Genomic DNA, 26,318 nt, shown 5'->3' on the forward strand with positions numbered 1-26,318 from the left:
GAGCCGGGAAGCCTGGGCTTCCCGGCCTTTGCGAAGATCTATTCGGCCGCCACGCTCATGCGCATGCGTTCCATCTCGATCAGCGCGCGGCGGTATTCGACCGGCATGATCTTGCGGAATTTCGGCCGGAACCCCGCCCAATTGTCGAGGATCTCGCGGCCGCGCACCGAACCCGTATAGTGCACGTGGTTCGAGATCAGCTGGTAGAGCCGCTCCTCGTCATGGCTGGTCATGTCACCCGAGACGTCGACGCGGCCCTTGTGGTCGAGGTCGCCGCCATGGTGCAGCAGCTTTTCCATCAGGTCGTCTTCTTCCGGCACCGGCTCCAGCTCGACCATGGCCATGTTGCAGCGCTCGGCGAAATCGCCCGCCTCGTCCAGCACATAGGCAACGCCGCCCGACATGCCGGCGGCGAAGTTGCGGCCGGTCTTGCCGATGACGACGACGATGCCGCCGGTCATGTATTCGCAGCCATGGTCGCCGACGCCCTCGACGACGGTGACGACGCCCGAGTTGCGCACCGCGAAGCGCTCGCCGGCGACACCGGCGAAATAGGCCTCGCCTTCGGTAGCGCCATAGAGCACCGTGTTCCCGACGATGATGGACTCGGCCGCGACGATCTTGGCTTCATCCGGCGGCCGGATGACGATGCGGCCGCCCGACAGGCCCTTGCCGACATAGTCGTTGCCGGCGCCGACCAGCTCGAAGGAGATGCCGCGCGCCAGGAAGGCGCCGAAGGACTGGCCGGCGGTGCCGGTCAGCTTCACCTGGATCGTATCCTCGCGCAGGCCCTTGTGCCTGAAGCGCTTGGCCACCTCGCCCGACAGCATGGCGCCCGCCGAACGATCGACATTGCGGATGTCGACCTCGATCTTGACCGGCTGCTTGGCCTCCAGTGCCGGCTTGGCCAGCTCGATCAGCTTGCGGTCGAGCACGTCGTCGATCGGGTGCTTCTGCCGCTCGGTCCAGTGCACCGCCTCATGTGGCGCATCGGGCTTGTAGAACATCTTCGAGAAGTCGAGCCCGCGCGCCTTCCAATGCTGGATCACGTCGCGCTTTTCCAGGAGATCGGCGTCGCCGATGATCTGGTCGATATGGGTGAAGCCCATTTCGGCAAGCAGCCCGCGCACCTCTTCGGCGACATAGAAGAAGAAGTTGATGACGTGCTCGGGCGTGCCCTTGAAGCGCTTGCGCAGCACCGGATCCTGCGTCGCCACGCCGACCGGGCAGGTGTTGAGATGGCATTTGCGCATCATGATGCAGCCGGCCGCGATCAGCGGCGCGGTCGAGAAGCCGAACTCGTCGGCGCCGAGCAGCGCGCCGATGATGACGTCGCGGCCCGTGCGCAATCCGCCATCGACCTGCAGCGCCACGCGCGACCTGAGACCGTTGAGCACCAGCGTCTGGTGCGTCTCGGCAAGGCCCATCTCCCACGGGCTGCCGGCATGCTTGAGCGATGTCAGCGGCGAGGCACCCGTGCCGCCATCGTAACCCGAGATGGTGATGTGGTCGGCGCGCGCCTTGGCGACGCCCGCCGCGACCGTGCCGACCCCGACCTCCGACACCAGCTTGACCGAAATGTCGGCCGCCGGGTTGACGTTCTTCAGATCGTAGATCAGCTGCGCCAGATCCTCGATCGAATAGATGTCGTGATGCGGCGGCGGCGAGATCAGGCCGACGCCGGGCGTCGAGTGCCGGACCTTGGCGATGGTGGCGTCGACCTTGTGGCCGGGCAACTGGCCGCCCTCGCCGGGCTTGGCGCCTTGCGCCACCTTGATCTGCATGACGTCGGAGTTGACGAGATATTCGGCCGTCACGCCGAACCGTCCGGAAGCGATCTGCTTGATCGCCGAACGTTCGGGGTTCTTGCCGCCGCCGGGCAGCGGCAGATAGCGGTCTGCCTCCTCGCCGCCCTCGCCAGTGTTCGACTTGCCGCCGATGGCGTTCATGGCGCGCGCCAGCGTCGTATGCGCTTCCCTGGAGATCGAGCCGAACGACATCGCGCCGGTCGAGAAACGCTTGACGATCTCGGCCGCGGGCATGACGTCGTCGAGCGCGACCTTCTTGCGGCCGGTATCTTCCGCCAGCTTGATCTTGAACAGGCCACGAATGGTCTGCGCGCGCGCCGTCTCGCTGTCGATCTGCGCGGAATACTCCTTGAAGGTCTCCCAAGAACCCTGGCGCACGGCGTGCTGCAAGGTGGCGACCGCGTCGGGCGACCACATATGCGCCTCGCCGCGCATGCGGAACAGATATTCGCCGCCGACATCCAGGCTGTTGCGCAGCACCGGATCGTTGCCGAAACCATCCGTATGACGCCTGAACGTCTCCTCGGCGATCTCGTCCAGCCCGACGCCTTCGATCAGCGTGGCGGTGCCGGTGAAATACTTCTCCACGAAATCGGTCTTCAGCCCGATCGCGTCGAAGATCTGCGCGCCACAATAGGACTGGTAGGTCGAGATGCCCATCTTCGACATCACCTTGAGGATGCCCTTGCCGATCGACTTGATGTAGCGCGACACGACTTCGTAGGCGTCGACCTCTTCAGGCAGTTCGCCGCGCTTGTGCATGTCGAGCAGCGTGTCGAAGGCGAGATAGGGATTGATCGCTTCGGCGCCGTAACCGGCGAGGCAGCAGAAATGATGCACTTCGCGCGGCTCGCCGGATTCCACGACGAGCCCGACCGAAGTACGCAGCCCCTTGCGGATCAGATGATGATGCACCGCGGCCGTGGCCAGAAGCGCGGGAATGGCGATGCGGTCCGGCCCGAGCTGGCGGTCGGACAGGATGATGATGTTGTAGCCGCCGGCGACCGCCGCTTCCGCCCGCTCGCACAGCCGATCGATGGCGCCCTGCATGCCGGCCGCGCCCTCGATCGAGGCATAGGTGATGTCGATCGTCTTGGTGTCGAACCGATCCTCGGTGTGGCCGATGGAGCGGATCTTTTCGAGATCGCCATTCGTCAGGATCGGCTGGCGCACTTCCAGCCGCTTGCGGCGCGAACTGCCGACCAGGTCGAATATGTTGGGCCGCGGGCCGATGAAGGACACCAGGCTCATCACCAGTTCCTCGCGGATCGGGTCGATCGGCGGATTGGTGACCTGGGCGAAGTTCTGCTTGAAATAGGTGTAGAGCAGCTTCGATCTGTCCGACATTGCCGAGATCGGCGTGTCGGTGCCCATCGAACCGACGGCTTCCTGGCCTGTGGTGGCCATCGGCGACATCAAGAGCTTGGTGTCTTCCTGGGTGTAGCCGAACGCCTGCTGGCGGTCGAGCAGGCTGACATCCTTGCGCAGCGCGCGCGGCTCGACCGGCTTCAGGTCCTCCAGGATGAGCTGCGTATTGGCGAGCCAGGTCTTGTAGGGATGCCTGGTGGCGATCTCCGACTTGATCTCCTCGTCGGAAACGATGCGGCCCTTGGCAAGATCGATCAAGAGCATGCGGCCGGGCTGCAGCCGCCACTTCTGGACGATCTTTCCCTCCGGCACAGGCAGCGCGCCGGCCTCCGACGCCATGATGACCCGGTCGTCGTCGGTGACGATGTAGCGCGCTGGCCGCAAGCCGTTGCGGTCGAGCGTGGCGCCGATCTGGCGCCCGTCGGTGAAGGCGACTGCGGCGGGCCCGTCCCACGGCTCCATCAGCGCCGCGTGATATTCGTAGAAAGCCTTGCGGTCGGCGTCCATGAGCTTGTTGCCGGCCCAGGCTTCCGGGATCAGCATCATCATGGCGTGGCTGAGGCTGTATCCGCCCTGGAACAGGAACTCGAGCGCATTGTCGAAACATGCGGTGTCGGACTGGCCCTCATAGGAGATCGGCCAGAGCTTGGAGATGTTGTTGCCGAACAGCTCCGAATCCACCGACGCCTGGCGCGCCGCCATCCAGTTGTTGTTGCCGCGCACGGTGTTGATCTCGCCATTGTGCGCGACCATGCGATAGGGATGCGCCAGCTTCCACGAGGGGAAGGTGTTGGTGGAGAAGCGCTGGTGGACCAGGATCAGCGCCGTTTCGAAGCGCGGATCGGACAGGTCCTTGTAATAGGCTCCGACCTGATAGGCCAGGAACATGCCCTTGTAGACGATGGTGCGCGCCGACAGCGACACGCAGTAGGCGCCGATGTCCTTGTTGTCGTTCTCGGCGTAGATGCGGCCCGATATGACCTTGCGCAGCAGATAGAGCCTGGCCTCGTACTCCTCGTCGTCGGGAATGTCGGCCGTGCGTCCGATGAAGACCTGCCGGTGGAACGGCTCGGATGCCACGATATCCGGGGCCTTGGAGAGCGACGAATTGTCGACCGGCACGTCACGGAAGCCGAGCAGCGGCAGCCCCTCGGACTGCGCCGATTCGGCGATGATGTCCTCGACATGGGCGCGCAGCGCGGCATCCTGCGGCATGAACCAATGGCCGACGCCATACTGCCCCGCCGGCGGCAGCTCGACGCCCTGCGCGGCCATCTCCTCGCGGAAGAAGCCGTCGGGAATCTGCACCAGCACGCCCGCGCCGTCGCCCATCAGCGGATCGGCGCCGACGGCGCCGCGATGCGTCAGGTTTTCGAGCATGGAAAGCCCGTCCTCGACGATCGTGTGCGACTTCGCGCCCTTCATGTTGACGATGAAGCCGACACCGCAGGCATCGTGCTCGTTGCGGGGATCGTAAAGGCCCTGGGCGGTCAAACCGGTGCGGCGGGTATTGGCCAGGGTTTTGACGGCTGCCGCTTTCGTCTGCGCGGCCTTGCCGTTCGTCGCAGCGTGCGTCAATTCCGTCATCGTCCTGTCCTCCATTCCGCGTCCTTGCGGGCGCTGGTTTGCCTCGGGAAGCGCATTGCTTCCCCTTCATCCTTACGGCACGTCTTGCGAAATCCTTGCCGAACCATGCGGCTCGCCGCGCGGTTCGCATCCGGTATCGTACAGGCCAGAGCACGGCCGTCCACCTGTCGCTCGCGGCAAAAGCCGGAGAGGCTTAGAATACGCCAATCCAGCCTGTTTTGCGCGACAAAATAAGACAGCACTACTGTCCTAAATTTTTATGGCAGAAAAGCCGGGCGCATACAAGACCGATTCACAAAAAACTTCGGCGTTCCGCGACACAAAGTTTCGTGAAATACCCGCTAAACGCAAGCTTCCGTCCCTGCCGGTTTTCGGCAGTTCGCTGGCTTTACCCGTTTTCTGGCGTCTGGCCCTTGCGAGCCAGCCATGAAACCGGTCAAGGTTGCAGCGATTTTCCCAGCACAGGCAGATGCATGTTCTTCGCTTCCGACAATTGGGCAGGCGCCCACCCCAACATCGCCTCCGGTCTCTCGGCCCACGCCGGCGGCTTTTCCACTGCCTATGGCGATGGCGCGCTCGACCAGGCCGTCTGCCAGCGCTTCAGCGAAATCTTCGAACGCGAGGTTGCGGTGTTCTTCGTGGCCACCGGCACCGCCGCCAATTCGCTGGCGCTGACCGCCTACAACAAGCCCGGCGGCATTTCCTTCGCTCATCGCGAATCGCATGTCATCGAAGATGAGTGCGGCGCACCGGAATATTTCTCTGGCGGCTCGCGGCTGCATGCCGTCGATGGCGCGCTGGGCCGGATCGATCCGCACAATCTGGAAACGGCGATCGGCCGTTTCGCCGGCGAGGTGGTCCATTGGGGCCGGCCGATGGCGGTCTCGATCACCCAGTCGACGGAGGTCGGCACGGTCTACGGCCTGCATGACATCGCCGCGATCTCGGCCATCGCGCGGCAACATTCCGTGCCATTGCATATGGACGGCGCCCGCTTTGCCAATGCACTGGTCGCGCTCGACACGACGCCCGCCGAAATGACCTGGAAAAGTGGCGTCGACATACTGTCTTTCGGCGGCACCAAGAACGGCTGCTGGTGCGCCGAGGCGATCGTGCTGTTCGATCTCGAGCGTGCCCGGGAATTGGCCTTCCTGCGCAAGCGCGCAGCCCAGCTGTTTTCCAAATCGCGCTTTATCGCGGCACAGTTCGAGGCTTATTTCCGCGACGGCCTGTGGCTCGACACCGCCAGGCACGCCAATGCCATGGCTGCCCGTCTTGCCGCGGCGATCGAGGATTCCCAGACGGCGAAACTGGCTTGGCTGCCGCAAGCGAACGAGGTTTTCGCGGTGATGAAAAAGGCTGAAGCCGACAGGCTGCAGGCGGCGGGTGCTGTTTTCTACGACTGGCACAAGCCGCATGGCTTCGAAGGCCATATCGGCGAGGACGAATTGCTCTATCGCTTCGTCACCAGTTTTGCGACGACGTCAGAGGAAGTCGACCGCTTTGGCCAGTTGATCGCCGGGTAATTGCTGTTCCCGGCAAATAAAAAAGAAGCGGCGCCTTTCGGCGCCGCTTCCGTCTCGGGAGGAGACTTAGGGATTACGCAGCGGTCTTGGCCTCGATCTGCTTGGCCTTGGCCGGAGCCGAAGTGATCGCGATCTTGCGCGGCTTCAGTTCCTCGGGGATGTTGCGCTTCAGGTCGACGAAGAGCAGGCCGTTCTTCAGCGTGGCGCCCACGACCTCGACGTGGTCGGCAAGCTGGAAGCGGCGCTCGAAGGCCCTGGAGGCAATGCCGCGATAGAGCAGTTCGGAACCCTCGCCGGTGCCCTCATCCTTGCGCTCGCCTTTCACGGTCAGCACATTGCGGTGGGCCTCGATCGAGATCTCCTCGTCCGAGAAGCCGGCGACAGCCATCGAGATTCGGTAGGCATCCTCACCGGTGCGCTCGATATTGTAGGGCGGATAAGTCTGCGCGCCGTCGGGCTGCGCAAGCGAATCAAGCATGGTGAAGAGACGGTCGAAGCCGACGGTCGAGCGATAGAGCGGGGAAAAATCAACGTGACGCATGGTGTGTTCTCCTGTTGAGCAACAAGGTTTGCGTTTGGCCCTTGCGAAACCCGTGAGCGGCGTTCCGGTTTGACCAGCGGCCCCGACATTGGCGGCCGCAACCCACATTTGGGGAGCGGGCAAAGCCATTTCAAGATTTTGCCTCCCGGCAAAAATCGAGGATGAACGGCAGATGAACCGGCGCTTTTGCGCGCGTTCAGACAGCCGCCGCTAGACTGCTCTCGACATCAAGGACAAGCGGCGCCGGATTTGCATGGACCGGGCGCCGCGACGAGGCCGAACCGGGTGCAACGTCCCTTCCTCCCGGATCGACAGGGGCCGGAAGCACGCTCATAGCGGCTTCCGGCCTTCCCTGCTGCCGATCCGATGCCTCCCGGAATTCCTTTGCTTTTGGCCCATGGACGGCTATCAACCTTGGCGAGGCCGGCCATGACAGGCAGCCATGCGAGACGCCGAGCACGAAGCGCCGAATGACGGATCTCCTCCACGAAACGCCCCCCTTTCCCGACCCCCCCTTTTTCATGAAACTGAGGGCAACCCGCGACCGGAAAACGCCACCGGCGGCTTTTTCACGGCACGCGACGGCAAGAAGATACGCTATGGCCTGTTCGCCGCGGTCGCCCGCCCGATGAAGGGCACCGTGGTGCTGCTGTCCGGCCGCAACGAGTGCATCGAGAAATATTTCGAAACCATCCGCGATCTTGCGGCGCGCGGTTTTGGCGTCGCCACGCTGGACTGGCGCGGCCAAGGCGGCTCCGACCGGCTGATCCGCGATCGCCAGCGCGGCTATATCAAGTCCTTCCGCGACCACACGGCCGATCTTGAACAGTTCTTCGAGGAGATCGTGCTGCCGGATTGTCGCGGGCCGTACTACATCCTTGCCCATTCGGCCGGCGCCGTGATCACGCTGCTTGCTTCGCCCTCCATGGTCAACCGCGTGCGGCGCATGGTGCTGATCGCGCCGTTCTTCACCTTGCCCGACCTGCCCGTCTCGATCCGGACGGTCCGCCGCGTCTGTTCGCTGTTTTGTGCCCTGGGCCTTGGCCGGCTTTACGCCGCCTGGGGGCCGCGGCCGAAGGTTACCGCTCCCTTCGACACCAACAAGGTAACGACGGATCCGGAACGCTACCGCCGCAACACCAAGATCTACGAGGATCACCCGCAACTGGCGCTTGGCGGCCCGACGATCCGCTGGCTGAGAGCGGCTGCCGAAGCCGCGGAAGCGGTAAGCGATCCCGAATTCATGGCCCGCATCCGGGTCCCCCTGCTGGTCATCGCCGCTGGTGCCGATCAGGTCGTCTCGACCAAGGCCGTGGAAGCCTATGCCAGGCGTCTGCGCCTCGGCTCGCTGCTCATGATCGACGGCGCGCGTCACGAGATCCTGCAGGAGGCCGACATCTACCGCGAGCAATTCCTCGCCGCCTTCGACGCTTTCATTCCCGGCAGCGACGACCCGACGGCCTGAGGGCGCGTATTGCCGAGCCGGCGCCGGTTCCGGCTCATGCTTGGCGAAAACTCCACGATCCGGTTGGTCCCCAGGTCGCTCGCTATCCGCTGACAACGCCCGTTCCCAGCGCCCGCGTCTTGCGCGATCAATGTCGGACGATGATCGCGCCGACGCCTCGGCAATTCTGACGGCTACGCCTGCCTCCTGCTCAACCGGAGGCAACTTGACGCCAGTTCCCGTTCGGGGCCCGAGCGCTAGTTACCGTCCGCAGAGGTCAGTCGACGGATCGGGAGGAGCGGCCATGAACGCATCGGACACGCTGCCACGCCAGGGGCATCGCCTGCTTCAGCTCGGCATCGCCCTCCTGCTGTTTTCGTCAGTCGAAGGGTTCGCCATCCCATACCTCGCCGCACCGCGGCTCGGATTGTCGGTTCACACGCTCGGTGCCTTGCAAGGCGTCCTGCTGCTGGTTTTGGATCTCGTCTGGTCCAGGCTCAATCTCGGCGTCGCGATGTCGCGGATTGCGTTCTGGTTCCTGATCTATTCAGCCTTGGCCATCCTGGCAGCCTATGTGATGGCCAGCCTCTGGGGAGCCGGCAACGAGACGATGCCGCTGGCGGCAGGAGCCGCGCATGGAAGCGCCTTTCAGGAGTACGCGATCAAAGCCATCGCCTATTCGTCCGCGCCGACCGGCCTCATCGCTTTCGCGCTCATTCTATGGGGCCTGCGTCTCTCGGACGCCTAAAGCGCATCGCGGCGAAACGGATGCTCAGCCGCGCAGGGCCGCCATCGCCGCCGCATGGAGTTCGGGCGTCGCCGCCGCCAATATGTCGCCGCCATTCTCGGCCGGCCCGCCGTCGAAGGTAGTGACCACGCCGCCCGCCTTCTCGATGATGGGGATCAGCGCCACGATGTCATAGGGCTTCAGTCCGGGATCGGCGACGATGTCGACGCTTCCCGCGGCGACCATGGCGAAGGCGTAGCAGTCGGTGCCATAGCGAGCGAGTTGCACCTGCCTCTCGAACTGGTCGTAGCGCAGGCGCGCCTCGCCCTTGAACAGCGCCGGCGTCGTGGTGAACAGCGTTGCTTCAGCAAGGCTCGTCGTCTTGCGTGTGACCAGTTTGCGCGGCCCGCCCGGCCCCTCATAATGGGAGCCGGAGGCGTTGGCGTAGAAGAGCTCGCCGGTGAAGGGCTGCGACATCAATCCGGCAACGGCATCGCCCTCCACCGTCAATCCGACCAGCGTCCCCCACACCGGCAGGCCGGAGATGAAGGCGCGCGTGCCGTCGATCGGATCGATTACCCAGACATGCCTGCTGGAAATGTTCTCGCTTCCATGTTCCTCGCCGAGAATGCCATGGTCCGGATATTGCGCCGAGATCAGCGCCCGGATGGCACGCTCGGCTTCGCGATCGGCTTCGGTGACCGGATCGAAGCTGCCCTTTTCCTTGTTGGCGACCGCACCCTGGCTGCGGAAGCGCGGCAAGGTTTCCGCGGCCGCCGCCTGCGCGATGCGGCGCATGAAATCGATGCTGATGTCCAACTGATTCTCCCGCATTGCAGCATGGCCGAGCCCACGTGTGCCGCCAGTTCCGCGCCAAGACAAGGGTGTTCCAGGATTTTTCGCCGCGCCGACTGTTGCCAGAATAACACGCCGGCGCCACTGAAGCGCAATTTCCACATCACTCTGAATTAAAAAGCCGGCAGGTCGCTTGACATTTGTGCAGCGCACCATACCCTTGATCTCGGACAGGGTTTCCTGTCCATGCCCTCCTTGGGCGTTTCCTCCCTAGACTTCGACCGTATCGTGCGAACGATGCGGTCTTTTTTTCGCCGTCAATTCGAATCCCCGCCAATCCCGATCCATGTCGCCCGAGATTATGCGGCTGGGGAATGGCGCCGAATAATGAAACCAGGCTCTGTTCACTCCGCGGCCAGCGGCAGATCCATGAAATGGTGGTCGGGCATGGCCATCAGGTCGGCCGAAAATCGCGCCAGGTCGTCGGCCAGCGCATCGAAACCGGCCGCTTTCTCGAATGTGCGCTCGTTCATGTAGAGCCCGCGATTGACCTCGATCTGCAGCGCATGGAGATGGCGCGCCGGGCGACCGTAGTGTTCGGTGATGAAGCCGCCGGCATAGGGCTTGTTGTGGGCGACGGTATAGCCCATGGCGTTGAGCAGGCCGATCGCGGTCTCTGTCAATGCCGCGGTGGCTGAGATGCCGAAGCGGTCGCCGATGATGAAATCGGGCCGCAGGCCGCTATCTCCGACGCGGATGCTCGCCGGCATCGAGTGACAGTCGATCAGCACGGCAAAGCCGAAACGCGCGTGGGTTCGCGTCAACAGCCGTTTCAGCGTCTCATGATAGGGTTTGTAGACCGCCTCGATGCGGGCGACCGCTTCGGCCAGCGGAAGGCGGCCGGAGTAGATGTCGAGGCCTTCACCGACCAGCTTCGGAACGGTGCCGAGCCCGCCGGCCACGCGCGCGGAACGGATGTTGCAGAAGGACGGCACCGGCTCGGCGAACATGCGCGGATCGAGTTCCCACGGCTCGCGGTTGACGTCGAGATAGGCACGCGGGAAATTTGCCGCGAGCATCGGCGCGCCAAGCGCCACCGCGCCGCCGAACAGCTCGTCGACATAGCAGTCCTCGGACCGGCGAATGGCGTTGCGGTCCAGCCTCGCCATGGCGAGGAAGCGCTCCGGATAATGTCGCCCGCTGTGGGGTGAGTTGAAGAGGAAGGGGACGCGCTGCTCGGCGCCCGACCGGATTTCGAAGGGGGGACGACCGAAAAATCCTCGGCTGCCGTCTTCAATTTGAACGAACCCGAAAACACCAATGCATCATAGGATGAAAGTGCCACCTTGAGGGCCGCATGTCCAGCATTTCAGCGCCGGCACCGCCTTTCCGAATGCGGATTATGCTGCGCCTCGTTCACTTGATGTTTACCCTCGCCTCCTCATATACAGGATGGTTAACGGCCCTGCCTTTCGGCAGAGTCCGGGCGGGTAATTCGGACGGGATATCATGGCACGCATTCTTCTGGCGGAAGACGACGACGATATGCGTCGCTTCCTCGTCAAGGCGCTGGAGCGCGCCGGGTACCAGGTCAGCGACTTCGACAACGGCGCCAGTGCCTATGAGCGGCTGCGCGAGGAACCGTTCTCGCTGCTTTTGACCGATATCGTCATGCCGGAGATGGATGGCATCGAGCTGGCCCGCCGCGCCACCGAGATCGATCCCGACCTCAAGGTCATGTTCATCACCGGTTTCGCCGCCGTTGCGCTGAACCCGGATTCCAAGGCGCCGAAAGACGCCAAGGTGCTGTCGAAGCCGTTCCATCTGCGCGACCTCGTCAACGAGGTCGAGAAGATGCTGCAGGCGGCCTGAGCCGTTTTTGCCCAAGGCATCGGCGACTATCGGCCGGTGCGGCAAAACGGAGCCTTCTTTCCCCTTTCCTGCTATTGACGCGCCGGATCAAAAATGGTGTATGCGCGGCTTCGGATGGGCGTGTAGCTCAGCGGGAGAGCACTGCATTGACATTGCAGGGGTCACAGGTTCAATCCCTGTCACGCCCACCATCCTTTCAAAGACTTAGCTTCTTGGGCCGATTGGCACAGAACGGCACAAAACGCCCACTGAGCTCCTGAATGGTGCCCTTGAGTATTCCGATGCGGCCGATCCGTGACAGCTTGTGTGTTACGCCCGATATGGCGGGGTCAAGAAAAAGCCGAACGGAACAACCAGCGCCGTGAGAAGTTAGCCGGCACGCTTCCCTCCGCCCTCCGTCGGCTCAATAGCCCCGTCTGCGCTCCCGGGGTTTCTGCGTTTTGGGCATCTACCTCCAATTGCCGACCGAATCGCTCTTTCGGGTGACTTTCTTAAAGGAGTGAACTGTTCAAATCTGGAGTCTCTCTAAGCGGGAGGAACGGATGGGCAGCGATTTCGAGGCCGCACGACGACACCTGAAGCGCGCGCGTCAGTGCCTTCATGGCGATGATCACGTGAGCAGAGAAACGGTTGAGAGAATCGATGAAATGATCATAGCCCTGGCCGCGGAGGAGTGCTCTTCGTTTGGCTCCCTCTTCCCCTTCGGCCATCGAACGACGCGGAACTCTGAGGCCGCCTCGTCCAAGGCATAGCTCTACCTGCTGAAGGCAAACACTCGCGGTCCGTCGAAGGCCCCGCTGGCTCCGGCCGGCCGGCTCTTCGAACTTGCCGGAGGCGGTTTCGTCTCGCTGGGCAACAAAGGCTTTTTGTCATATAAGCGGAACCTGATATTCGGTGGCTGATTTCCGTGGCGGCAGCGTTCCCACACGCTGCCGGCCGAGGTTCCGAACCTTGGTCGGGCCCGCATCGCCCCGCCAGTGGTGCGGGCCCACAAAGCGGCACCTAGAACCAAGCCGCTGGCTTCGGCCGGGGCTACGGCTTGTTCATGGGTGTTGTCTTGACGCGGGATCGAGCGCGATGCGCGACCTTCTGTAGACTTGATGAAAAGGCCGGAGCCAACAACCGCTCCGGCCCTGTTCCGTCGTCAGTCATTGCAGTTGTCGTCGGCCTTTGCCGCCGCGGTCTTGCCGCCATGCTGCTGCGCCTCGATATCCTGCTGCGATGTTGCGAGATTCTTGTCACCGCCGCCTTCCGCCCCCGCCAACGGCATTGTGCTGCCATCCTTGGCGGCCGGTTTGCCGGCACTATCCTTGGCCTTCGGAGTTTCCAAGGGCGCGTGGGTACCATCTTTCGAAATACCGGCGGTCTGTTGGGTGTCGGCGCCCGTGTTGGCAGCCGACTTGTCCGGACATGCCGCGATTGCAGAGCCCGCAGAAAACGACACCGCAAGCGCGATTACTAAAGCCATTTTCATCATGCTCGTCCTTCTGTTTGAGTGCCCTGCGGGTGAAACTAACGGCGCTTTTCTTTGTTCCGGGCCGGGCCGTATGTCGTCATCGACGCACCACAACCGGCACGTTGATGCCACGGCGACGGCGCCAGATACTCCACGGAAGCGTTCGCCGACTCCCTTGTTATGCGGCCGAAGGGATACTCACCAGGAGTGAATGATGAAACGACTTCTTCTCGCTTCCGTCGTAATGATTCTTTCCGGCGGCCTTGCCCTGGCGCAATCGACCAATACGACGTCGAGCGGCTCCTCCTCCACGACGACAACGATGCCGACGGATCAGAACACGGACTCGACCACGACCAAGTCGACCAACTCCAACTCCGCCAAGGATTGCGCACCGGGCCAACAGACAGGCAGCGCCAAGGAGTCAGCTCCCGGTCAGCAGGATACCAGCGCCAAGTCCGCGGCCCCTGGCCAGATGGAAATGACGACGGAAGGTTGCTGACCGCATTGCCGCTGATGTCTCGACTCGCAACCTTGGCCTCCAGGTGCCTCGCGTCAGTTGGAACCACCTGCTGGGCTGATAGCCCGTCGGCTTCGGCCGGCGGGCGTCCAATGAATGCGGCTGTGGACTCGGTGACCCCCTACGCAAACGTGACCAAGTTCTCTGAAAAGTGACTGACGATTGTTCGCCTCGACGCGATAACGTTCCTCGACATCAGGAGGAACGCCTTGAAGCTCAATTCGCAGCAGAAGAAAACCGTCCTTGCCTCATTCCTGGGCTGGACGCTCGACGCTTTCGATTTCTTCCTTCTGACATTCCTGCTCACCGACATTGCGTCTGAATTCCAGACCGACGTCCCGGCGGTGTCAAAGGCGCTTTTCCTGACCCTTGCGACGCGCTTCATTGGCGCGTTCTTCTTCGGCACGTTGGCAGACAAATTCGGGCGCAAGCCCATCCTGATGCTCAACATCGTCAGTTATTCCGTGATCGGCGCTTTGGCCGCCTTCTCGCCCAATCTCGGCATATTCCTGGCGCTGCGCGCACTGTTCGGCATCGCCATGGGCGGCGAATGGGGACTTGGCTCCTCGCTTGCCATGGAATCCATCCCGCCCAGCGCCCGCGGCATGGTCTCGGGCATCCTGCAATGCGGCTATCCGGCCGGCTACCTCCTAGCGGCGGTCGTCTATGGCCTGCTCTATCACCAGACGATCGGCGGCTACACGATCGGCTGGCGCGCCATGTTCCTGCTCAGTTTCATCCCGGCCCTGATCGTCCTTTTCATCCGCTCACATGTTCCGGAATCGCCGGCCTTCGTCGAGGCGCGGAAGACCGCAAGGCCCGGCATGCTGGAGACACTGCAAAAGCACTGGGGCGTCGCCCTCTATGCGGTCGTGCTGATGATGTTCTTCAACTTCTTCAGCCACGGCACGCAGGATCTCTACCCGACATTCCTGAAGAAGCAGCATGGTTTCGACCCGCACACGGTGAGCTGGATCACCATCGTCGCCAACATCGGCGCCATCGTCGGCGGTCTGGCGTTCGGGGCGCTGTCCGAGAAGATCGGCCGCGTCAATGCGATCACGCTCGCCTGCCTGATTGCCTTGCCGTCCATCCCGCTATGGGCCTACAGCTCGACGCCCTTCATGCTGGCCACCGGCGCCTTCGTCATGCAGGTCGCGGTCCAGGGCGCCTGGGGCGTCATTCCGGTGCACCTCAACGAGCTCTCGCCCGGCGCGGTGCGCGCGACCCTGCCCGGCTTCATCTACCAGGCCGGCAATCTCGCAGCCTCCTATGGCGGTCCCTATCAGGCGGGCATAGCCGAGGCTCCCGGAGGCAGCTATGGCTACGCGTTGGCGCTGTTCGCCGGCGTGGTCGCCGTCTGCATCATCATCGTCATCCGCTTCAGTCCGGAACGGCGCGGCCAGGTGATGACCGTGCTGGACCACGACGTCAGCCGAGTCTGAGCGCCACGACGCCGGCGACGATGCTGAGCGCGGCCGCGCCGCGCCAGCCTGTCATCTTCTCGCCGAGCGCGAACACCGAGATCACCATGGCGAACAGGATGGAGGTCTCGCGCAGCGACGCCACCGAGGCGATCGGCGCCTTGGTCATAGCCCACATGACGATCCAGTAGGCAGCGCCGCTCAGCACGCCGGTGAACAGCCCCGCTTTCCAGTCGCGCGCCAGCACCGGCAAGGCCCGCGGTCCACGGAAGATCAGGCACAGCACCAGCGCTCCAAGCGCATCGCACACGAACAGCCAGGCGGCATAGCTCTGCGCCGTGGCCGCCAGCCGCGCCCCGCTGCCGTCGGACAGTGTGTAGCTCGCGATGAAGATCGAGGTCCCCAGCGCAAAGCCCACCGCGCGCAGGTTCAATCGTTCCAGATGCGCGCCGCCGCGAAATGACATCACCAGCGTGCCGGCCGACAGCAAAAGAATACCCAGGATGGCGAGCGGCGCCGGCACTTCGGCGACCACGAACATACCGCCAAGCGCTGCCAGCAAGGGCGCAGTGCCGCGCGCCAGAGGATAGGTCTGGGCGAAGTCGCCGGCCTGGTAAGCGCCGATCAGGAAGGTCCGGTAGCCCATGTGGAAGACGACGGAGGCAATGATATAGAGCCAGACTTCCGCCCTCGGCACCTCGACGAAGGGAAGTGCGAAAAGCGCGGCAAATCCCATGCCAAGCGTCATCAGGGTGATCGACAGGAAGCGGTCGAGATGGACCTTGACCAGCGCATTCCAGATCGCGTGCATCGCGGCCGCGGCAAGCACCGCGAAGAAGACGAAAAGCGTCATTTAAGCCTCATCCGCCTCCGGGGCCGGCGGGCGTTTCGAGATCGATGTCGATCCTGACCGGAAAATGATCGGAAGCCACTTCGCCAATGTCCGAGCTGACGGAGCGCACACGACCGGCAAACAGGCCGCCGACGAAGCAATGATCGAGCCGGCGCTTTGCCAGCCTGCCGTCGATGATCTTCTCATGCGTGTGGAAGTCATCCGCCGGTTCAATCGCCACGGCAGCGGCATCGACGAACCCATCCAGATAGGCGGCACCGCGATGATAGGGCGTGCTGCCGACGATGCGGCGGTATTCGGCGCTGCCCGGCTCCATGTTGAAATCGCCCATCCAGATCGCCGCCGGCGGGTTTCTCCGGCTCTGGCTCGCCATTGCTCCAATTGCGCGCCGGTTCGTCGTCGGCGCCGCTCCACGGCCCCCCATCGGAGGGCGCCCGGCGATGCTCGGCGAGCAGATAATCGATCTGCTCCAGCCGTTCTTCAACCGCGACATGGGCGAGATGCAATGAAAGCACCCGCACCGGACCCGCCGGCGTGCGGATCATGCATTCGAGCGCCGCGTTGCGGGTGTTGAGCGGCCGCAGTGTGCGGCGCATCGGCAGCGCATGCAGCCGCGACCAGACGATCGGCAGCTTCGACAGCACCATGGTGCCGAACTGCCGGCGCCGGTTGACGATGCGGCCGTCGCGCTGTTCGCTGGCGTCCATGTCGAAGGCCGGGCCGTAGACCCAGTGATAGTCCGGCAGCAGGCGCGAAAGCAGCTCTGGCTGGTCGTCGAAATTGCTGCGCTGCCAGTGCCGCTCGACCTCCTGCAAGGCGATGATATCGGCGCCGGCAACAATGCGCGCGGCGCGCGCCGGATCGTAGAGGCCGTCGCTGCCGAACCCGTATTGGATATTGTAGCTGACCAGCTTCATTGCTTATCCGGCTTCAGTTTGGTGACGGCAGTACCGTTTCGACGGCGACCTTGCAATGGACCGCCGCGGCGGCCCGGCTGGGCCACGACGCAAAAGCCCCTCGCCTCGCCTAGGTCGTCAGCGGCTGGAACCGTCCCGCCGGGGAAGCCGCCAGCTCCGACCAGTCGATTTCTTCCTCCAGCCGGTGATAGGCCTCGTCACCGATCGTCCCGTTGCGGCGAAGTTCTTCCAGCGCGTCGCGCTGGCGCTTGATGGCATAGAGCCGCAGCCGGTCGTACTCGGTTGCTGCCTGGGCGTCGTCGGGGTTCTTGGCGACCTTGCGCTGGGCGGCATACTGCTCGCGCACCGCCGCCGCCGCGGTCGAGGTCTTGCCGCTCAATATGTCGAGGGCCGCTTGCATGATGGCGACACGGGCCTGCGCGACCTCGCGGTCTATGGTCTCGTCCGGTTCGAGACGAAGCAGGCGCAGCAACGGCTTCAGGCTCATGCCTTGCAGGACAAGCGTGCCCAGCACAACGCAAAAGGCGGTGAGCACGATCGGATCGCGGCCGGGGAAGTCCGCCGGCAATGCGAAGGCAGCCGCCAGCGTCACCAGGCCGCGCATGCCGCACCAGCCGATCAGCACCCCGCCGCGAAACGACGGCACCTCTTGCCGCTGCTCCGCATTGCCGAAGCGGGCAAGCCATCGGATCACGGCGCCGCAGCCCAGCACCCAGGCAAGGCGGGAAACGATGACGACCGCCAGGATCGTCCCTGCAAACAGGAACGCCTCGGACTGTCCCTGCTCGGCCAGGCGACCGACGATCAGCCGCGCCTGCAGGCCCATCAGCACGAAAGCCAGCACGTTAAGCACGAACACCGCCGTCTCCCAGACGGAATAGGAGCTGACGCGCTTTCTGGCCGACATGCGCCGCGGTGCGGTGCGCGCGATGGTCATGGCATAGACGACGATGGTGATGATGGCCGAGAGCCCCAGCCTGTCAGCCAGGATCCAGACGCCGAACGTCCCGGCGAACTGCACGACGGTGCCGCTCGCCGCATCTTCGATACGTCCAAGCATCGCCTGGGACAGGCGGCCGAGCAGATAGCCCGCGGCCAGGCTGCCGATGGTCGACAGCAGGACCATCGGAACGGCACTGCCCAAAAGAACGGGACCGGCGGCGGCGGTGATCGCGATGCGATAGATCAAAAGCGCGGTGGCGTCATTGAGCAGGCTTTCGCCCTGAAGGATGGCCGTGATGCGGTGCGGCACCTTGAACTGCCCGAGCACGGCGCTCGCGGCAACCGCGTCCGGCGGCGCCACGATGGCGCCAAGGGCTATGGCGGCGGCGATCGGCAGGCCGGCCATTTTCCAGCCGACCAGTGCCACGACGGCGGTCGTGAAAACGACCGCGCCAAGCGCCAGCAGCACAAGCGGCAGCCTGTAGCGGTTAAGATCGCGCAGCGATGTGTCGTAGGCCGCGTCGAGCAGCACCGGCGCAATGAACAGCGCAAGCGCCAGTTCCGGATCGATCTCGATCGTCGGCGCGCCGGGCAGGAAGCCAAGGCCGGCGCCCGCCAGCGCCAGCAAGGCGGGGTAAGGAACCTGCAGGCGCCGCGACAACGCCGTCAGCGCAACGGCGATCAGCAGGAGGACAAGGGTGAGTTCAAATAGCGCCATGGCTCATCGTAGCGGCGAAGCGGAGCTCTTGGCAGTGGCAAAGCCGCAGGATGCTGTTGATTGTCCAATAGGAGTGCATCGTCCGGCAACTGGACCGGTGACCGGATCGGCAGGGCGCTTCGGCCGCGTCAGTGCAGCACCAGCAGGTCGCCCGACGAGAAGGAAATCTCCGCCTTCTCGCCAACGGCCGGCGGTGGCGTCGTCGAACTGTTGAACGTGTCGAGCGAGACGGTGTTGCCGCCGATGCCGACCCGGACCCGGATCACCGAGCCGAGAAAGTGCACTTCGGAGATCTCGCCGGACAGGCTTGAATCGCGACCGGGCTGGCGGCCGAGCGAAATGGCTTCCGGCCGCAACGCCAATGACAGCGTGTCGCCGGACTTCGAGCCGTTGAGCCTGCCCTTGAGCGAGACTTCCTCGGTGTTGACACGAACCTTGCCCGACGCCGCGTCGGTGACGGTGCCTTCCAGCACGTTCAGCGTGCCGACGAAATTGGCGACGAACTTGGTTGCCGGCCGGTTGTAGATCTCGAACGGCGTGCCGACCTGCTCGGCCTTGCCGCCATACATCACCGCGATGCGGTCGGAGATCGACAGCGCCTCTTCCTGGTCATGGGTGACGAAGATGGTGGTGATGCCGAGCTTCTTCTGGATCGAGCGGATTTCCTCGCGCAGCGAGACGCGCACCTTGGCATCAAGCGCCGACAGCGGCTCGTCGAGCAGCAAGAGCTTCGGCTTCGGTGCGATGGCGCGGGCCAGCGCGATGCGCTGCTGCTGGCCGCCCGAGAGCTGATAAGGATAGCGGTCGGCCATCTGCGGCAGCTTGATGATGCCCAGCATTTCGGCGACACGGGCGTCGATATCCGCCCTGGACATGCCGGCGACTTTCAGTCCGAAGCCGATGTTCTGCGCCACGGTCAGGTTCGGGAACAGCGCATAGGCCTGGAACACCATGCCGACATTGCGCTGGTTCGGCTTCAGCCTGGTGATGTCCTTGCTGCCAACGACGATCTTGCCGGCCGACGGCTCCTCGAAGCCGGCGACCATGCGCAGCACCGTCGTCTTGCCGCAGCCTGACGGGCCGAGGAAAGAGACGAACTCGCCCGGTTCGACGTCGAGATTGAAATCCTCGACAACAGTGGTGGCGCCGAAGGATTTTCGCACATGCTGGATGGAGAGGAATGGCTCGGCCATGGCTTTTTCTTTCGGGTCAGTTCGGACGATTAGCCGATTTCGGCGCGAAGCGCGACAGGATCTGGATCAGCGACATGCAGCCCCAGGTGATGACGAAGGCGATGATGGCAAGGGCCGCCGGCTCATAGGCGCGGTTGGCCCCGACATTCTGCAGATACGGGCCGAAAGCCGGCCGGTTCAGCAAGCTCGCCATCGTAAACTCGCCGATGACGATGGCGAATGTCAGGAAGGCGCCGGACAACACCGCAATCAGCACATTGGGAAGGATGACGCGGGTGATGATCGTGCCCCAGCCGGCTCCGAGGATCTGGGCCGCTTCCGTCAACGTCCGCACGTCGATGGTTCGGAGCCCCGTATCGACGGCACGATACATATAGGGCAGCGCCAAGGTCGCATAGCCGATGACCAGCAAGGCATTGGTTCCCATATCGGACCCGAGGAACGGCAAGGGTGAATTCGAGCCGTACATCCTGATATAGCCGAAGACGATGACGATGGCCGGAATGACCAACGGCAAAAGCGTGATGAACTCGACGATCGGCCTGAGCTGCGGCAGCCGCAATCGGATCCAGTAGGCCGCCGGCACCACGATCAGCACACCCAGAATGATGGTGAAGATGGCGGCGACCACCGAATACAGGAAGGTCGCCTGGAAACGCGCGTCGCCGAGCACGATCCGGTAGGCGTCGAAGGAATAGGCGCCGCGCCGCATGCGCATGGAAAATTCCACCGTCGCGATCAGCGGGATGAAGAAATAGGCCGCGCCGAGGATGAAGACCACCCAGGCCCAGAATTTGCCCGACTTCATTTCAGCCACCTCTCGGAACGGGTCCGGAACCAGATGTAGAAGACATTGGCCAGGCCGGTGATGACGATCATGCCGAAGGCGATCGCGTAGCCGAGATGGGCATTGTGCAGCACGTCGCCGCGGATTTGCGCGTAGAGCAGGATCGGCACGATGTTGAGCGACGAGCCGGTCAGCGCATAGGCGGTGGCGATCGCCCCGAAGGCGTTGGCGAAAAGCAGGATCACGGTGCCGAGAAAACTCGGCCAGATCACCGGGATGACCACGATGCGCCAATATTGCGCGGTGGTCGCGCCAAGCGTGGCGGCAGCTTCACCCCATTCCTTCTTCAAGCCATCGATCGCCGGCGTGATGATGACCACCATCAGCGGGATCTGGAAATAGACATAGGTCAGCGTCAAGCCCCAGAAGGACAGGATATTGAAGCCGTGGGCATAGATGTTGAGGCCGAACACGGTGTTCAGGATCACCGTGGCAAGACCGAGCCGGCCGAGCGTGGCGAGGAAGGCGAAGGCCAGCGGCACGCCGGCGAAATTGGAGGCAACGCCGGAAAAGGTCAGGGTCGCCGAGCGTATCCAGTCCGGCAGCCCGCCGCGCACGATGGCGATGGCGATGGCCAGGCCCGCGAAAGCACCGATCAGCGCCGAGGCCAGGCTAACCTTGATCGATATCCAGTAAGCGGCAACGATCGACGGCTGCGCCAGAGCGACGATGTTTTCGAGCGTGAATTCGCCGGCATCATTCTGGAACGCGCCCAGCATCAGATAGAGCGTGGGCAAAATCAGGAACATGATGGCGAAGATGAAGAACGGTGCGACGCCGAGCCATTGCGTCGGCAATCGCAATGCGCGTGCCTCCGCGGGCGGCGCGGTCTTGCCTGCGGCATCGTGATTGGAAAGCGAGAGATCGGTCATGCGCCGGCTACCGTCTTCGAGGGGGAACCGGGCGGCCGCGAAGCCGCCCGGTGGATTTCAACTGTTACTTGACGTTGGCACCGACAACGGAGTCCCAGTTCTTGGTGACGGCTTCCTTGGCCTTGCCCTGCTCGTCCAGCGTCGGGAACACCGCCGAAGCATAGGCTTCCGCCGGCGGCAGCTTGGCCAGCACGTCCGCCGGGATCTTGCCGTTCTTGGCGAGATCGTTGAAGCGGATCGGGTGGCAATAGCCCTTGAGCCAGCCGATCTGGCCTTCGTCTGAATAGAGGTATTCCATCCAGAGCTTGGCTGCGTTCGGATGCGGCGCATAGGCGCTGATCGCCTGCACGTAGACGCCGGCGACGACGCCGGTCTTCGGCACGACGACGTCGACCGGCGGGTTGCCCTTCAGCGTGTCGCGGCCGGCGAGCGCGTTGTAGTCCCAGTTGATCAGAATCGGGGTCTGACCCTGGGCGAGTGTCGCCGGCTTGCCGATGACCGGTACGAAGTTGCCGGCGGCATTGAGCTTCTTGAAGAAGTCGAGGCCGGCGGTGCCCGCGGCTTCGCCAGCCGCGGCTCCACTCGAAAGACCAGCGGCATAGACCGCCTGGATGGCCTGGTTCGAAGCGCGCGGATCACCGGCGAGAGCCACCGAATTGGCGAATTCCGGCTTCAGCAGATCGGCCCAGTCCTTCGGCGATTCCTTGACCAGATCCTTGTTCACCATCATCGCCAGAACGCCGTAGTAATCACCGTACCAGGCGCCGTCGGCATCCTTGGCGCTGTCGGGGATCGAGTCCCAGGTCGACACCTTGTAGGGCATCAGCAGGCCGTCGGCCTTGGCGGTCGGGCCGAAGGACAGGCCGACGTCGATGACGTCGGGCGCCTGCGGGCCCTTATTGTCCTTGTTGGCCTTGATCGCCTCGACCTCGTCGCCCGAACCGGCGTCGGGATTGAGCTCGTTGATGGTGATTTCCGGATATTTCGCCTTGAACCCGGCGATGACGTCGCCGTAACCGCACCAGTCATGCGGCAGCGCGATGGTGGTAAGCTGGCCTTCCGCCTTCGCGGCCTTGACGAGATCGTCCAGCGGAGCCGCGGACGAAATCACCGTCGACGCAAACAGCGCCGCGGCCGAAAGGGAAAGCACTTTCCCCGTGAATTTGAACATGTGTTCTCTCCGTTGAACTGACGCCGTTGGACGCCTGCGATGCGGTATCGTTTTCGTGTGACAGCCAGATGAAAGCTTTATGAAACCCCACCGCTGGCAGCACGAAAGTTAACTCCTTTTAATCGACTGTAGCAATTAGCCACCACTTAATTTTCCGGCTAATTACTTTTGCCTTGCACTTCACCCCTTTCCCCTTGGTTGCCCCTGATTTTCCAGATCAACTTTACCCTGAAAGCGGTATCACACCGTCCCAGCGATTGCATTTTCGAGCAGCGTCAGCGCTGCTTTCTTGGTCAGCTTGACCGGGTTGCCGCCGGCTGTCGGATCGACCACCGCCATATCGGCGATCAAGGCCTTGCGCTTCTTGTCCATGTCGAGCCCCTTGATCAGGCCTGGCAGCGCATGCGGCACCTTCAATTCCTTGCGAAGCTTGATGACAGCCTTGGCGAAGCCGTCGAAGCCGCCTCTTATGCCGCAATAGGCGGCGAGCCGCGCGATGCGGTCCTCGATCGCCTCGCGATTGAAGGCGAGCACATAGGGCGTGAAAACCGCATTGGTCATGCCGTGATGGGTGTCGTAGAGCGCCCCGATGGGATGCGACAGCGAATGGATCGCCCCCAGCCCCTTCTGGAAGGCTGCCGCGCCCATCGCCGCGGCGCTCATCATGTTGGCGCGGGCGACCAGATCCCTGCCGTTGGCATAGGCCTTTGGCAGGTTCTCGAAAACAAGCCTGATGCCTTCCACGGCGATGCCGTCGGCCATCGGATGGTAGCCCGGCGCGCAATAAGCCTCGAGGCAATGGGCCAGCGCGTCCATGCCGGTGCCGGCGGTGATGAAGCCCGGCATGCCGACCGACAGTTCCGGATCGGCAATGACGATCGCCGGCAGCAGCTTCGGATGGAAGATGACCTTCTTGGTGTGGGTCGCCTCATTGGTGATGACGCCGGCGCGGCCGACTTCGGAGCCGGTGCCGGCGGTGGTCGGCACCGCTATGATCGGCGCGATCGCGTCCGAGTTGGCGCGTGTCCACCAGTCGCCGATGTCCTCGAAATCCCAGACCGGCCGCGTCTGTCCCGCCTGGAAGGCGATCAGCTTGCCAAGGTCGAGCGCCGAGCCGCCGCCGAAGGCAATGACGCCGTCATGCTTGCCCTTCTTGAACACCGCGATGCCGGCGGTGAGATTGGAATCGACCGGATTCGGCTTCACTTCGGAGAAAACGCCGTAGGGCACTTTTGCGTCATCGAGGATTTTCAGCGTCGAAGCGACGACCGGCAGTTTCGCCAGCCCCGGATCGGTGACGAAGAGCGGCCGCTTGATGCCGGTGGCGGCGAGCACCTCGGGCAATTCCTTGATGCGCCCGGCGCCGAAGCGAACGGTGGTGGGGTAGTTCCATTTGGAGATCAGCTTGGACATGTTTGTCTTTCAAAAAATCAGATGGCTTCGCGCAGGTGGAAGGATTTCGGCCGGGTCAGGTTGTCGTAGCCGATGGCGGACAAGCCGGCCCCCTTGCCGGTGTCCTTGACGCCGGTCCAGACCAGCGCCGGGTCGAGGTAGTCGCAGCGGTTCATGAACACCGTGCCGGTCTCGACGCGGTCGCCGATCGCCACCGCATGTTCGGTGTCGCGCGTCCAGATCGAGGCGGTCAGGCCGTAGGGGCTGTCGTTCATCAGCGCGATCGCCTCCTCGTCGTTGCGCACCTTCATGATGCCGACGATCGGGCCAAAACTTTCCTCGCGCATGACGCTCATCTGGTGGTCGACGTCGGTCAGTACTTCCGGCGCCAGATAGGGCGAGCCGGCCTTGTCTTGAGCCACCTTCATGTTGATATGCGCCTTGGCGCCCTTGCGCAGCGCCTCGGCCTTCTGCTCGCGGATCAAGTCGGCGAAACGGGCCTGCGCCATCGGCCCCATCGTCGTCGCCTGTTCGAGCGGGTTGCCGACGACATAGTGTTTCGTCTCGGCGATGAAGCCTGCGACGAATTCGTCATAGACCTTCTCATGCACATAGACGCGCTCGATGCCGCAGCAGCACTGGCCGGAATTGTAGAAGGCGCCATCGACCAGATTGGCGACTGCATGGTCAATCTTGGCGTCGGGCAGCACATAGGCAGGATCCTTGCCGCCAAGCTCCAACCCGAGCGTCATGAAGGTGCCGGCCGCTGCCTTTTCGATGGCGCGGCCGCCGGCGACCGAGCCGGTGAAATTGACGTGGTCGATCTTGCCCGAGCCAAGCAATTTTTCTGTCTGCGCGTGGTTCAGCACGATGTTCTGGAACACGCCCTTGGGCAGGCCGGCTTTGTCGAAAGCCTGTTGGAAACGCTCGCCGACAAGCAGCGTCTGCGCGGCGTGTTTGAGGATGACGGTGTTGCCGGCCATCAGCGCCGGCACGATCGTGTTGACCGCGGTGAGGTAAGGATAGTTCCACGGCGCGATCACCATGACCACGCCGAGCGGATCCTTCTTCACATAGCGGCGGAACCCGTCCTTCGGATTGGAAGCCGGGACCGATTTCAGCGCCGCCTCGGCGATCTCGACCATATAGCTGGTGCGTTCCTTGACGCCGCCGAACTCGCCGCCATAGCGCACCGGACGCCCCATCTGCCAGGCAATCTCCGGCACGATTTCGTCGGTCATGGCGACCAGCGTTTCGAGCATCGCCAGCATGTACTTGCCGCGCTCGACGATCGGCGTCCCGGCCCACTTCTCCTGCGCCGCTTTGGCGCGCTCGACAGCGGCATTGACCGCCTGGTCAGTGGCGATCGGACGCTCGGCATAGACCGAACCATCGATAGGGGATTTGAGTTTCACGATTTCCAAGAAGATGTCTCCATATCGAAAGGCAAAGCGTCAGCAGGCAAGGGCGCGAACATGCCCCGCTCTCGCATAATCCAGTATCGACTGATCGCGCGTCACGAGCGTCAGATCGAACGCCCGTGCCGTCGCGATCAATATTCTATCTGCCGGATCGCCGTGAAGCGATCCGGGCAAGAAGGACGATTCAATCAATAAGCCCGGCGAAAGAGCCTCTACCTTGATGCCTGGCGTGGCGATCACTTCCCCAAAAATGCTTGTTGGCGACTTTGCTGCCGCCAATCGGCCGTTTGCGCTCAGCAGGCCCAATTCCCAGGCCGATATGGGGGAAACCCGGATCTTCTCGTCAACAGCCGCGGCGGTATTGATCGCAGTCTTGGCTTCCGGCCTGATCGGCTCGTTCAGCGCTATCCATATGATCGCGCACGTGTCGAGCAGCAGCCTATGCGTCACGGCTGCACATCAGGCTCAAAAGCCGGCTTAGTGTAATCATGCCCTGGGCAAAGCGTAACCTTGCCTGTCCATATGCCGAAAAGCGGATGGTCGATATTTTCCCGTGGAAGTTCGTAGCTGGCCTGCGCTGGCTCCGCCATTCCCGGAGGAGTCTTGTCCATGGTAGCCATGTTCGGCTTTCGATAGCCCTCGGGCCATCCCTCCAGTTTAAAATCCACGCGTTCGTTCGCAAGGTCGACATGGGACGCCCGATAGTTTGCGCGCAACCAGGCGCGCGCCTGGCTGTGCCCGCTCGGGCTGTTCGCCCACCATTCCTGCCGCTGTCGCGCCGACGGTGGCAAGCGGCCGCCTATTACTTGCTCGATCTCCGCGAAGCTCATGGACATACGGCCTTGGCCCGAGAACAGAAGATGCTCGAAAAGCGGATGGTATTTGGTTCCGTCGGTCATTGTACAAATTTAGTCCAATCCGCGT

At 63.2% G+C, this 26,318-nt stretch carries 20 protein-coding genes, 1 tRNA gene and 2 pseudogenes; 7 read left to right on the forward strand and 16 right to left on the reverse strand.

From position 1 onward, the window contains the following. Positions 1–38 precede the first annotated feature (38 nt). Positions 39–4,763 carry a glutamate synthase large subunit gene (gene gltB, locus ACIU1A_RS22895; RefSeq protein WP_404925355.1) on the reverse strand — a complete coding sequence of 1,575 codons (4,725 nt, stop codon included), beginning with the start codon at positions 4,761–4,763 and terminating at the stop codon, positions 39–41. 473 nt (positions 4,764–5,236) lie between these two features. Here gltB and ACIU1A_RS22900 point away from each other — a divergent pair, with 473 nt between their 5' ends. Then, positions 5,237–6,289 (forward strand): low specificity L-threonine aldolase, encoded by a 1,053-nt coding sequence (locus ACIU1A_RS22900; RefSeq protein ID WP_140513688.1) that lies wholly within the window; start codon positions 5,237–5,239, stop codon positions 6,287–6,289. A gap of 73 nt (positions 6,290–6,362) precedes the next feature. On the opposite strand, the gene ACIU1A_RS22905 is transcribed toward ACIU1A_RS22900, so the two are convergent. Further along, positions 6,363–6,830 (reverse strand): Hsp20 family protein, encoded by a 468-nt coding sequence (locus ACIU1A_RS22905; RefSeq protein ID WP_140496288.1) that lies wholly within the window; start codon positions 6,828–6,830, stop codon positions 6,363–6,365. A gap of 442 nt (positions 6,831–7,272) precedes the next feature. Between ACIU1A_RS22905 and ACIU1A_RS22910 the strand changes: the two genes are divergently transcribed. Both ACIU1A_RS22910 and ACIU1A_RS22915 read left to right on the forward strand, forming a co-directional pair. Further along, on the forward strand, positions 7,273–8,295 hold the full coding sequence (locus tag ACIU1A_RS22910) for an alpha/beta fold hydrolase (RefSeq protein ID WP_404925356.1): 1,023 nt from the start codon (positions 7,273–7,275) through the stop codon (positions 8,293–8,295). A 283-nt stretch (positions 8,296–8,578) separates the two neighbouring features. Then, positions 8,579–9,022, forward strand: a complete 444-nt coding sequence (locus tag ACIU1A_RS22915; RefSeq protein WP_404925357.1) for a hypothetical protein — start codon at positions 8,579–8,581, stop codon at positions 9,020–9,022. A gap of 24 nt (positions 9,023–9,046) precedes the next feature. Here ACIU1A_RS22915 and hisN read toward each other — a convergent pair whose 3' ends face one another. Together hisN and ACIU1A_RS22925 are read right to left on the reverse strand one after the other, a co-directional pair. Then, entirely contained in the window at positions 9,047–9,820 is a 774-nt protein-coding gene (hisN, locus tag ACIU1A_RS22920; protein WP_140513691.1) for a histidinol-phosphatase, read from the reverse strand. Positions 9,821–10,200: 380 nt separating this feature from the next. Beyond that, positions 10,201–11,141 (reverse strand): annotated as a pseudogene (locus tag ACIU1A_RS22925) (N-formylglutamate amidohydrolase). A 164-nt stretch (positions 11,142–11,305) separates the two neighbouring features. Between ACIU1A_RS22925 and cpdR the strand changes: the two are divergent. Together cpdR and ACIU1A_RS22935 are read left to right on the forward strand one after the other, a co-directional pair. After that, complete coding sequence (cpdR, locus tag ACIU1A_RS22930; protein ID WP_006199474.1) at positions 11,306–11,668, forward strand: cell cycle two-component system response regulator CpdR; 363 nt, start codon at positions 11,306–11,308, stop codon at positions 11,666–11,668. Positions 11,669–11,784: 116 nt separating this feature from the next. Next, positions 11,785–11,859: transfer RNA gene (locus ACIU1A_RS22935), tRNA-Val, on the forward strand. A gap of 953 nt (positions 11,860–12,812) precedes the next feature. On the opposite strand, the gene ACIU1A_RS22940 is transcribed toward ACIU1A_RS22935, so the two are convergent. Then, positions 12,813–13,145, reverse strand: a complete 333-nt coding sequence (locus tag ACIU1A_RS22940; protein ID WP_404925358.1) for a hypothetical protein — start codon at positions 13,143–13,145, stop codon at positions 12,813–12,815. Between the two features lie 190 nt (positions 13,146–13,335). On the opposite strand from ACIU1A_RS22940, the gene ACIU1A_RS22945 reads away from it, so the two are divergent. After that, entirely contained in the window at positions 13,336–13,626 is a 291-nt protein-coding gene (locus ACIU1A_RS22945; protein WP_404925359.1) for a hypothetical protein, read from the forward strand. Between the two features lie 227 nt (positions 13,627–13,853). Then, the gene (locus ACIU1A_RS22950; protein WP_404925360.1) at positions 13,854–15,089 is read left to right on the forward strand and encodes an MFS transporter; all 1,236 of its coding nucleotides are present in this window, start codon (positions 13,854–13,856) and stop codon (positions 15,087–15,089) included. Here the strand turns inward: ACIU1A_RS22950 and ACIU1A_RS22955 are convergent. From ACIU1A_RS22955 to ACIU1A_RS23005, 11 genes and pseudogenes are all read right to left on the reverse strand, one after another. Continuing rightward, on the reverse strand, positions 15,076–15,921 hold the full coding sequence (locus ACIU1A_RS22955) for an EamA family transporter (RefSeq protein ID WP_140496297.1): 846 nt from the start codon (positions 15,919–15,921) through the stop codon (positions 15,076–15,078). The genes ACIU1A_RS22950 and ACIU1A_RS22955 overlap by 14 nt on opposite strands. Before the next feature lie 7 nt (positions 15,922–15,928). Next, positions 15,929–16,838, reverse strand: a pseudogene (locus ACIU1A_RS22960) (endonuclease/exonuclease/phosphatase family protein). A 109-nt stretch (positions 16,839–16,947) separates the two neighbouring features. Then, a complete protein-coding gene (locus tag ACIU1A_RS22965; protein ID WP_140513695.1) occupies positions 16,948–18,498 on the reverse strand; it encodes a sodium:proton antiporter in 1,551 nt (516 codons plus the stop codon). A gap of 128 nt (positions 18,499–18,626) precedes the next feature. Further along, entirely contained in the window at positions 18,627–19,691 is a 1,065-nt protein-coding gene (locus ACIU1A_RS22970) for an ABC transporter ATP-binding protein (RefSeq protein ID WP_140496300.1), read from the reverse strand. A 16-nt stretch (positions 19,692–19,707) separates the two neighbouring features. Then, positions 19,708–20,499, reverse strand: a complete 792-nt coding sequence (locus ACIU1A_RS22975) for an ABC transporter permease (RefSeq protein ID WP_140496301.1) — start codon at positions 20,497–20,499, stop codon at positions 19,708–19,710. Further along, the gene (locus tag ACIU1A_RS22980; protein ID WP_140496302.1) at positions 20,496–21,410 is read right to left on the reverse strand and encodes an ABC transporter permease subunit; all 915 of its coding nucleotides are present in this window, start codon (positions 21,408–21,410) and stop codon (positions 20,496–20,498) included. Before ACIU1A_RS22980 ends, ACIU1A_RS22975 begins: the two co-directional genes overlap by 4 nt. A gap of 64 nt (positions 21,411–21,474) precedes the next feature. Further along, a complete protein-coding gene (locus tag ACIU1A_RS22985; RefSeq protein ID WP_140522419.1) occupies positions 21,475–22,581 on the reverse strand; it encodes an ABC transporter substrate-binding protein in 1,107 nt (368 codons plus the stop codon). 240 nt (positions 22,582–22,821) lie between these two features. Continuing rightward, positions 22,822–23,994, reverse strand: a complete 1,173-nt coding sequence (locus ACIU1A_RS22990; RefSeq protein ID WP_404925361.1) for an iron-containing alcohol dehydrogenase — start codon at positions 23,992–23,994, stop codon at positions 22,822–22,824. Positions 23,995–24,011: 17 nt separating this feature from the next. Continuing rightward, positions 24,012–25,397 (reverse strand): aldehyde dehydrogenase family protein, encoded by a 1,386-nt coding sequence (locus tag ACIU1A_RS22995; protein ID WP_140556532.1) that lies wholly within the window; start codon positions 25,395–25,397, stop codon positions 24,012–24,014. Between the two features lie 30 nt (positions 25,398–25,427). Beyond that, positions 25,428–25,844 (reverse strand): type II toxin-antitoxin system VapC family toxin, encoded by a 417-nt coding sequence (locus ACIU1A_RS23000; protein ID WP_140522425.1) that lies wholly within the window; start codon positions 25,842–25,844, stop codon positions 25,428–25,430. Continuing rightward, entirely contained in the window at positions 25,841–26,293 is a 453-nt protein-coding gene (locus ACIU1A_RS23005) for a hypothetical protein (protein ID WP_140896412.1), read from the reverse strand. Before ACIU1A_RS23005 ends, ACIU1A_RS23000 begins: the two co-directional genes overlap by 4 nt. Positions 26,294–26,318 lie beyond the last annotated feature (25 nt).

This window comes from Mesorhizobium maamorense, from assembly GCF_044998965.1.
In the GTDB taxonomy this organism is placed as follows: domain Bacteria; phylum Pseudomonadota; class Alphaproteobacteria; order Rhizobiales; family Rhizobiaceae; genus Mesorhizobium.

What these genes read in the sequence shown, in the direction of transcription:
- ACIU1A_RS22940 (WP_404925358.1), bottom strand. Translation starts at nt 13,145, where the DNA reads ATGATGAAAATGGCTTTAGTAATCGCGCTTGCGGTGTCGTTTTCTGCG.
- ACIU1A_RS23005 (WP_140896412.1), bottom strand. Translation starts at nt 26,293, where the DNA reads ATGACCGACGGAACCAAATACCATCCGCTTTTCGAGCATCTTCTGTTC.
- ACIU1A_RS22915 (WP_404925357.1), top strand. Translation starts at nt 8,579, where the DNA reads ATGAACGCATCGGACACGCTGCCACGCCAGGGGCATCGCCTGCTTCAG.
- ACIU1A_RS22970 (WP_140496300.1), bottom strand. Translation starts at nt 19,691, where the DNA reads ATGGCCGAGCCATTCCTCTCCATCCAGCATGTGCGAAAATCCTTCGGC.
- ACIU1A_RS22910 (WP_404925356.1), top strand. Translation starts at nt 7,273, where the DNA reads ATGCGAGACGCCGAGCACGAAGCGCCGAATGACGGATCTCCTCCACGA.
- ACIU1A_RS22990 (WP_404925361.1), bottom strand. Translation starts at nt 23,994, where the DNA reads ATGTCCAAGCTGATCTCCAAATGGAACTACCCCACCACCGTTCGCTTC.
- ACIU1A_RS22900 (WP_140513688.1), top strand. Translation starts at nt 5,237, where the DNA reads ATGTTCTTCGCTTCCGACAATTGGGCAGGCGCCCACCCCAACATCGCC.
- gltB (WP_404925355.1), bottom strand. Translation starts at nt 4,763, where the DNA reads ATGACGGAATTGACGCACGCTGCGACGAACGGCAAGGCCGCGCAGACG.
- ACIU1A_RS22955 (WP_140496297.1), bottom strand. Translation starts at nt 15,921, where the DNA reads ATGACGCTTTTCGTCTTCTTCGCGGTGCTTGCCGCGGCCGCGATGCAC.
- ACIU1A_RS22985 (WP_140522419.1), bottom strand. Translation starts at nt 22,581, where the DNA reads ATGTTCAAATTCACGGGGAAAGTGCTTTCCCTTTCGGCCGCGGCGCTG.
- ACIU1A_RS22965 (WP_140513695.1), bottom strand. Translation starts at nt 18,498, where the DNA reads ATGGCGCTATTTGAACTCACCCTTGTCCTCCTGCTGATCGCCGTTGCG.
- ACIU1A_RS22945 (WP_404925359.1), top strand. Translation starts at nt 13,336, where the DNA reads ATGATGAAACGACTTCTTCTCGCTTCCGTCGTAATGATTCTTTCCGGC.
- ACIU1A_RS22975 (WP_140496301.1), bottom strand. Translation starts at nt 20,499, where the DNA reads ATGAAGTCGGGCAAATTCTGGGCCTGGGTGGTCTTCATCCTCGGCGCG.
- ACIU1A_RS22980 (WP_140496302.1), bottom strand. Translation starts at nt 21,410, where the DNA reads ATGACCGATCTCTCGCTTTCCAATCACGATGCCGCAGGCAAGACCGCG.
- cpdR (WP_006199474.1), top strand. Translation starts at nt 11,306, where the DNA reads ATGGCACGCATTCTTCTGGCGGAAGACGACGACGATATGCGTCGCTTC.
- ACIU1A_RS22905 (WP_140496288.1), bottom strand. Translation starts at nt 6,830, where the DNA reads ATGCGTCACGTTGATTTTTCCCCGCTCTATCGCTCGACCGTCGGCTTC.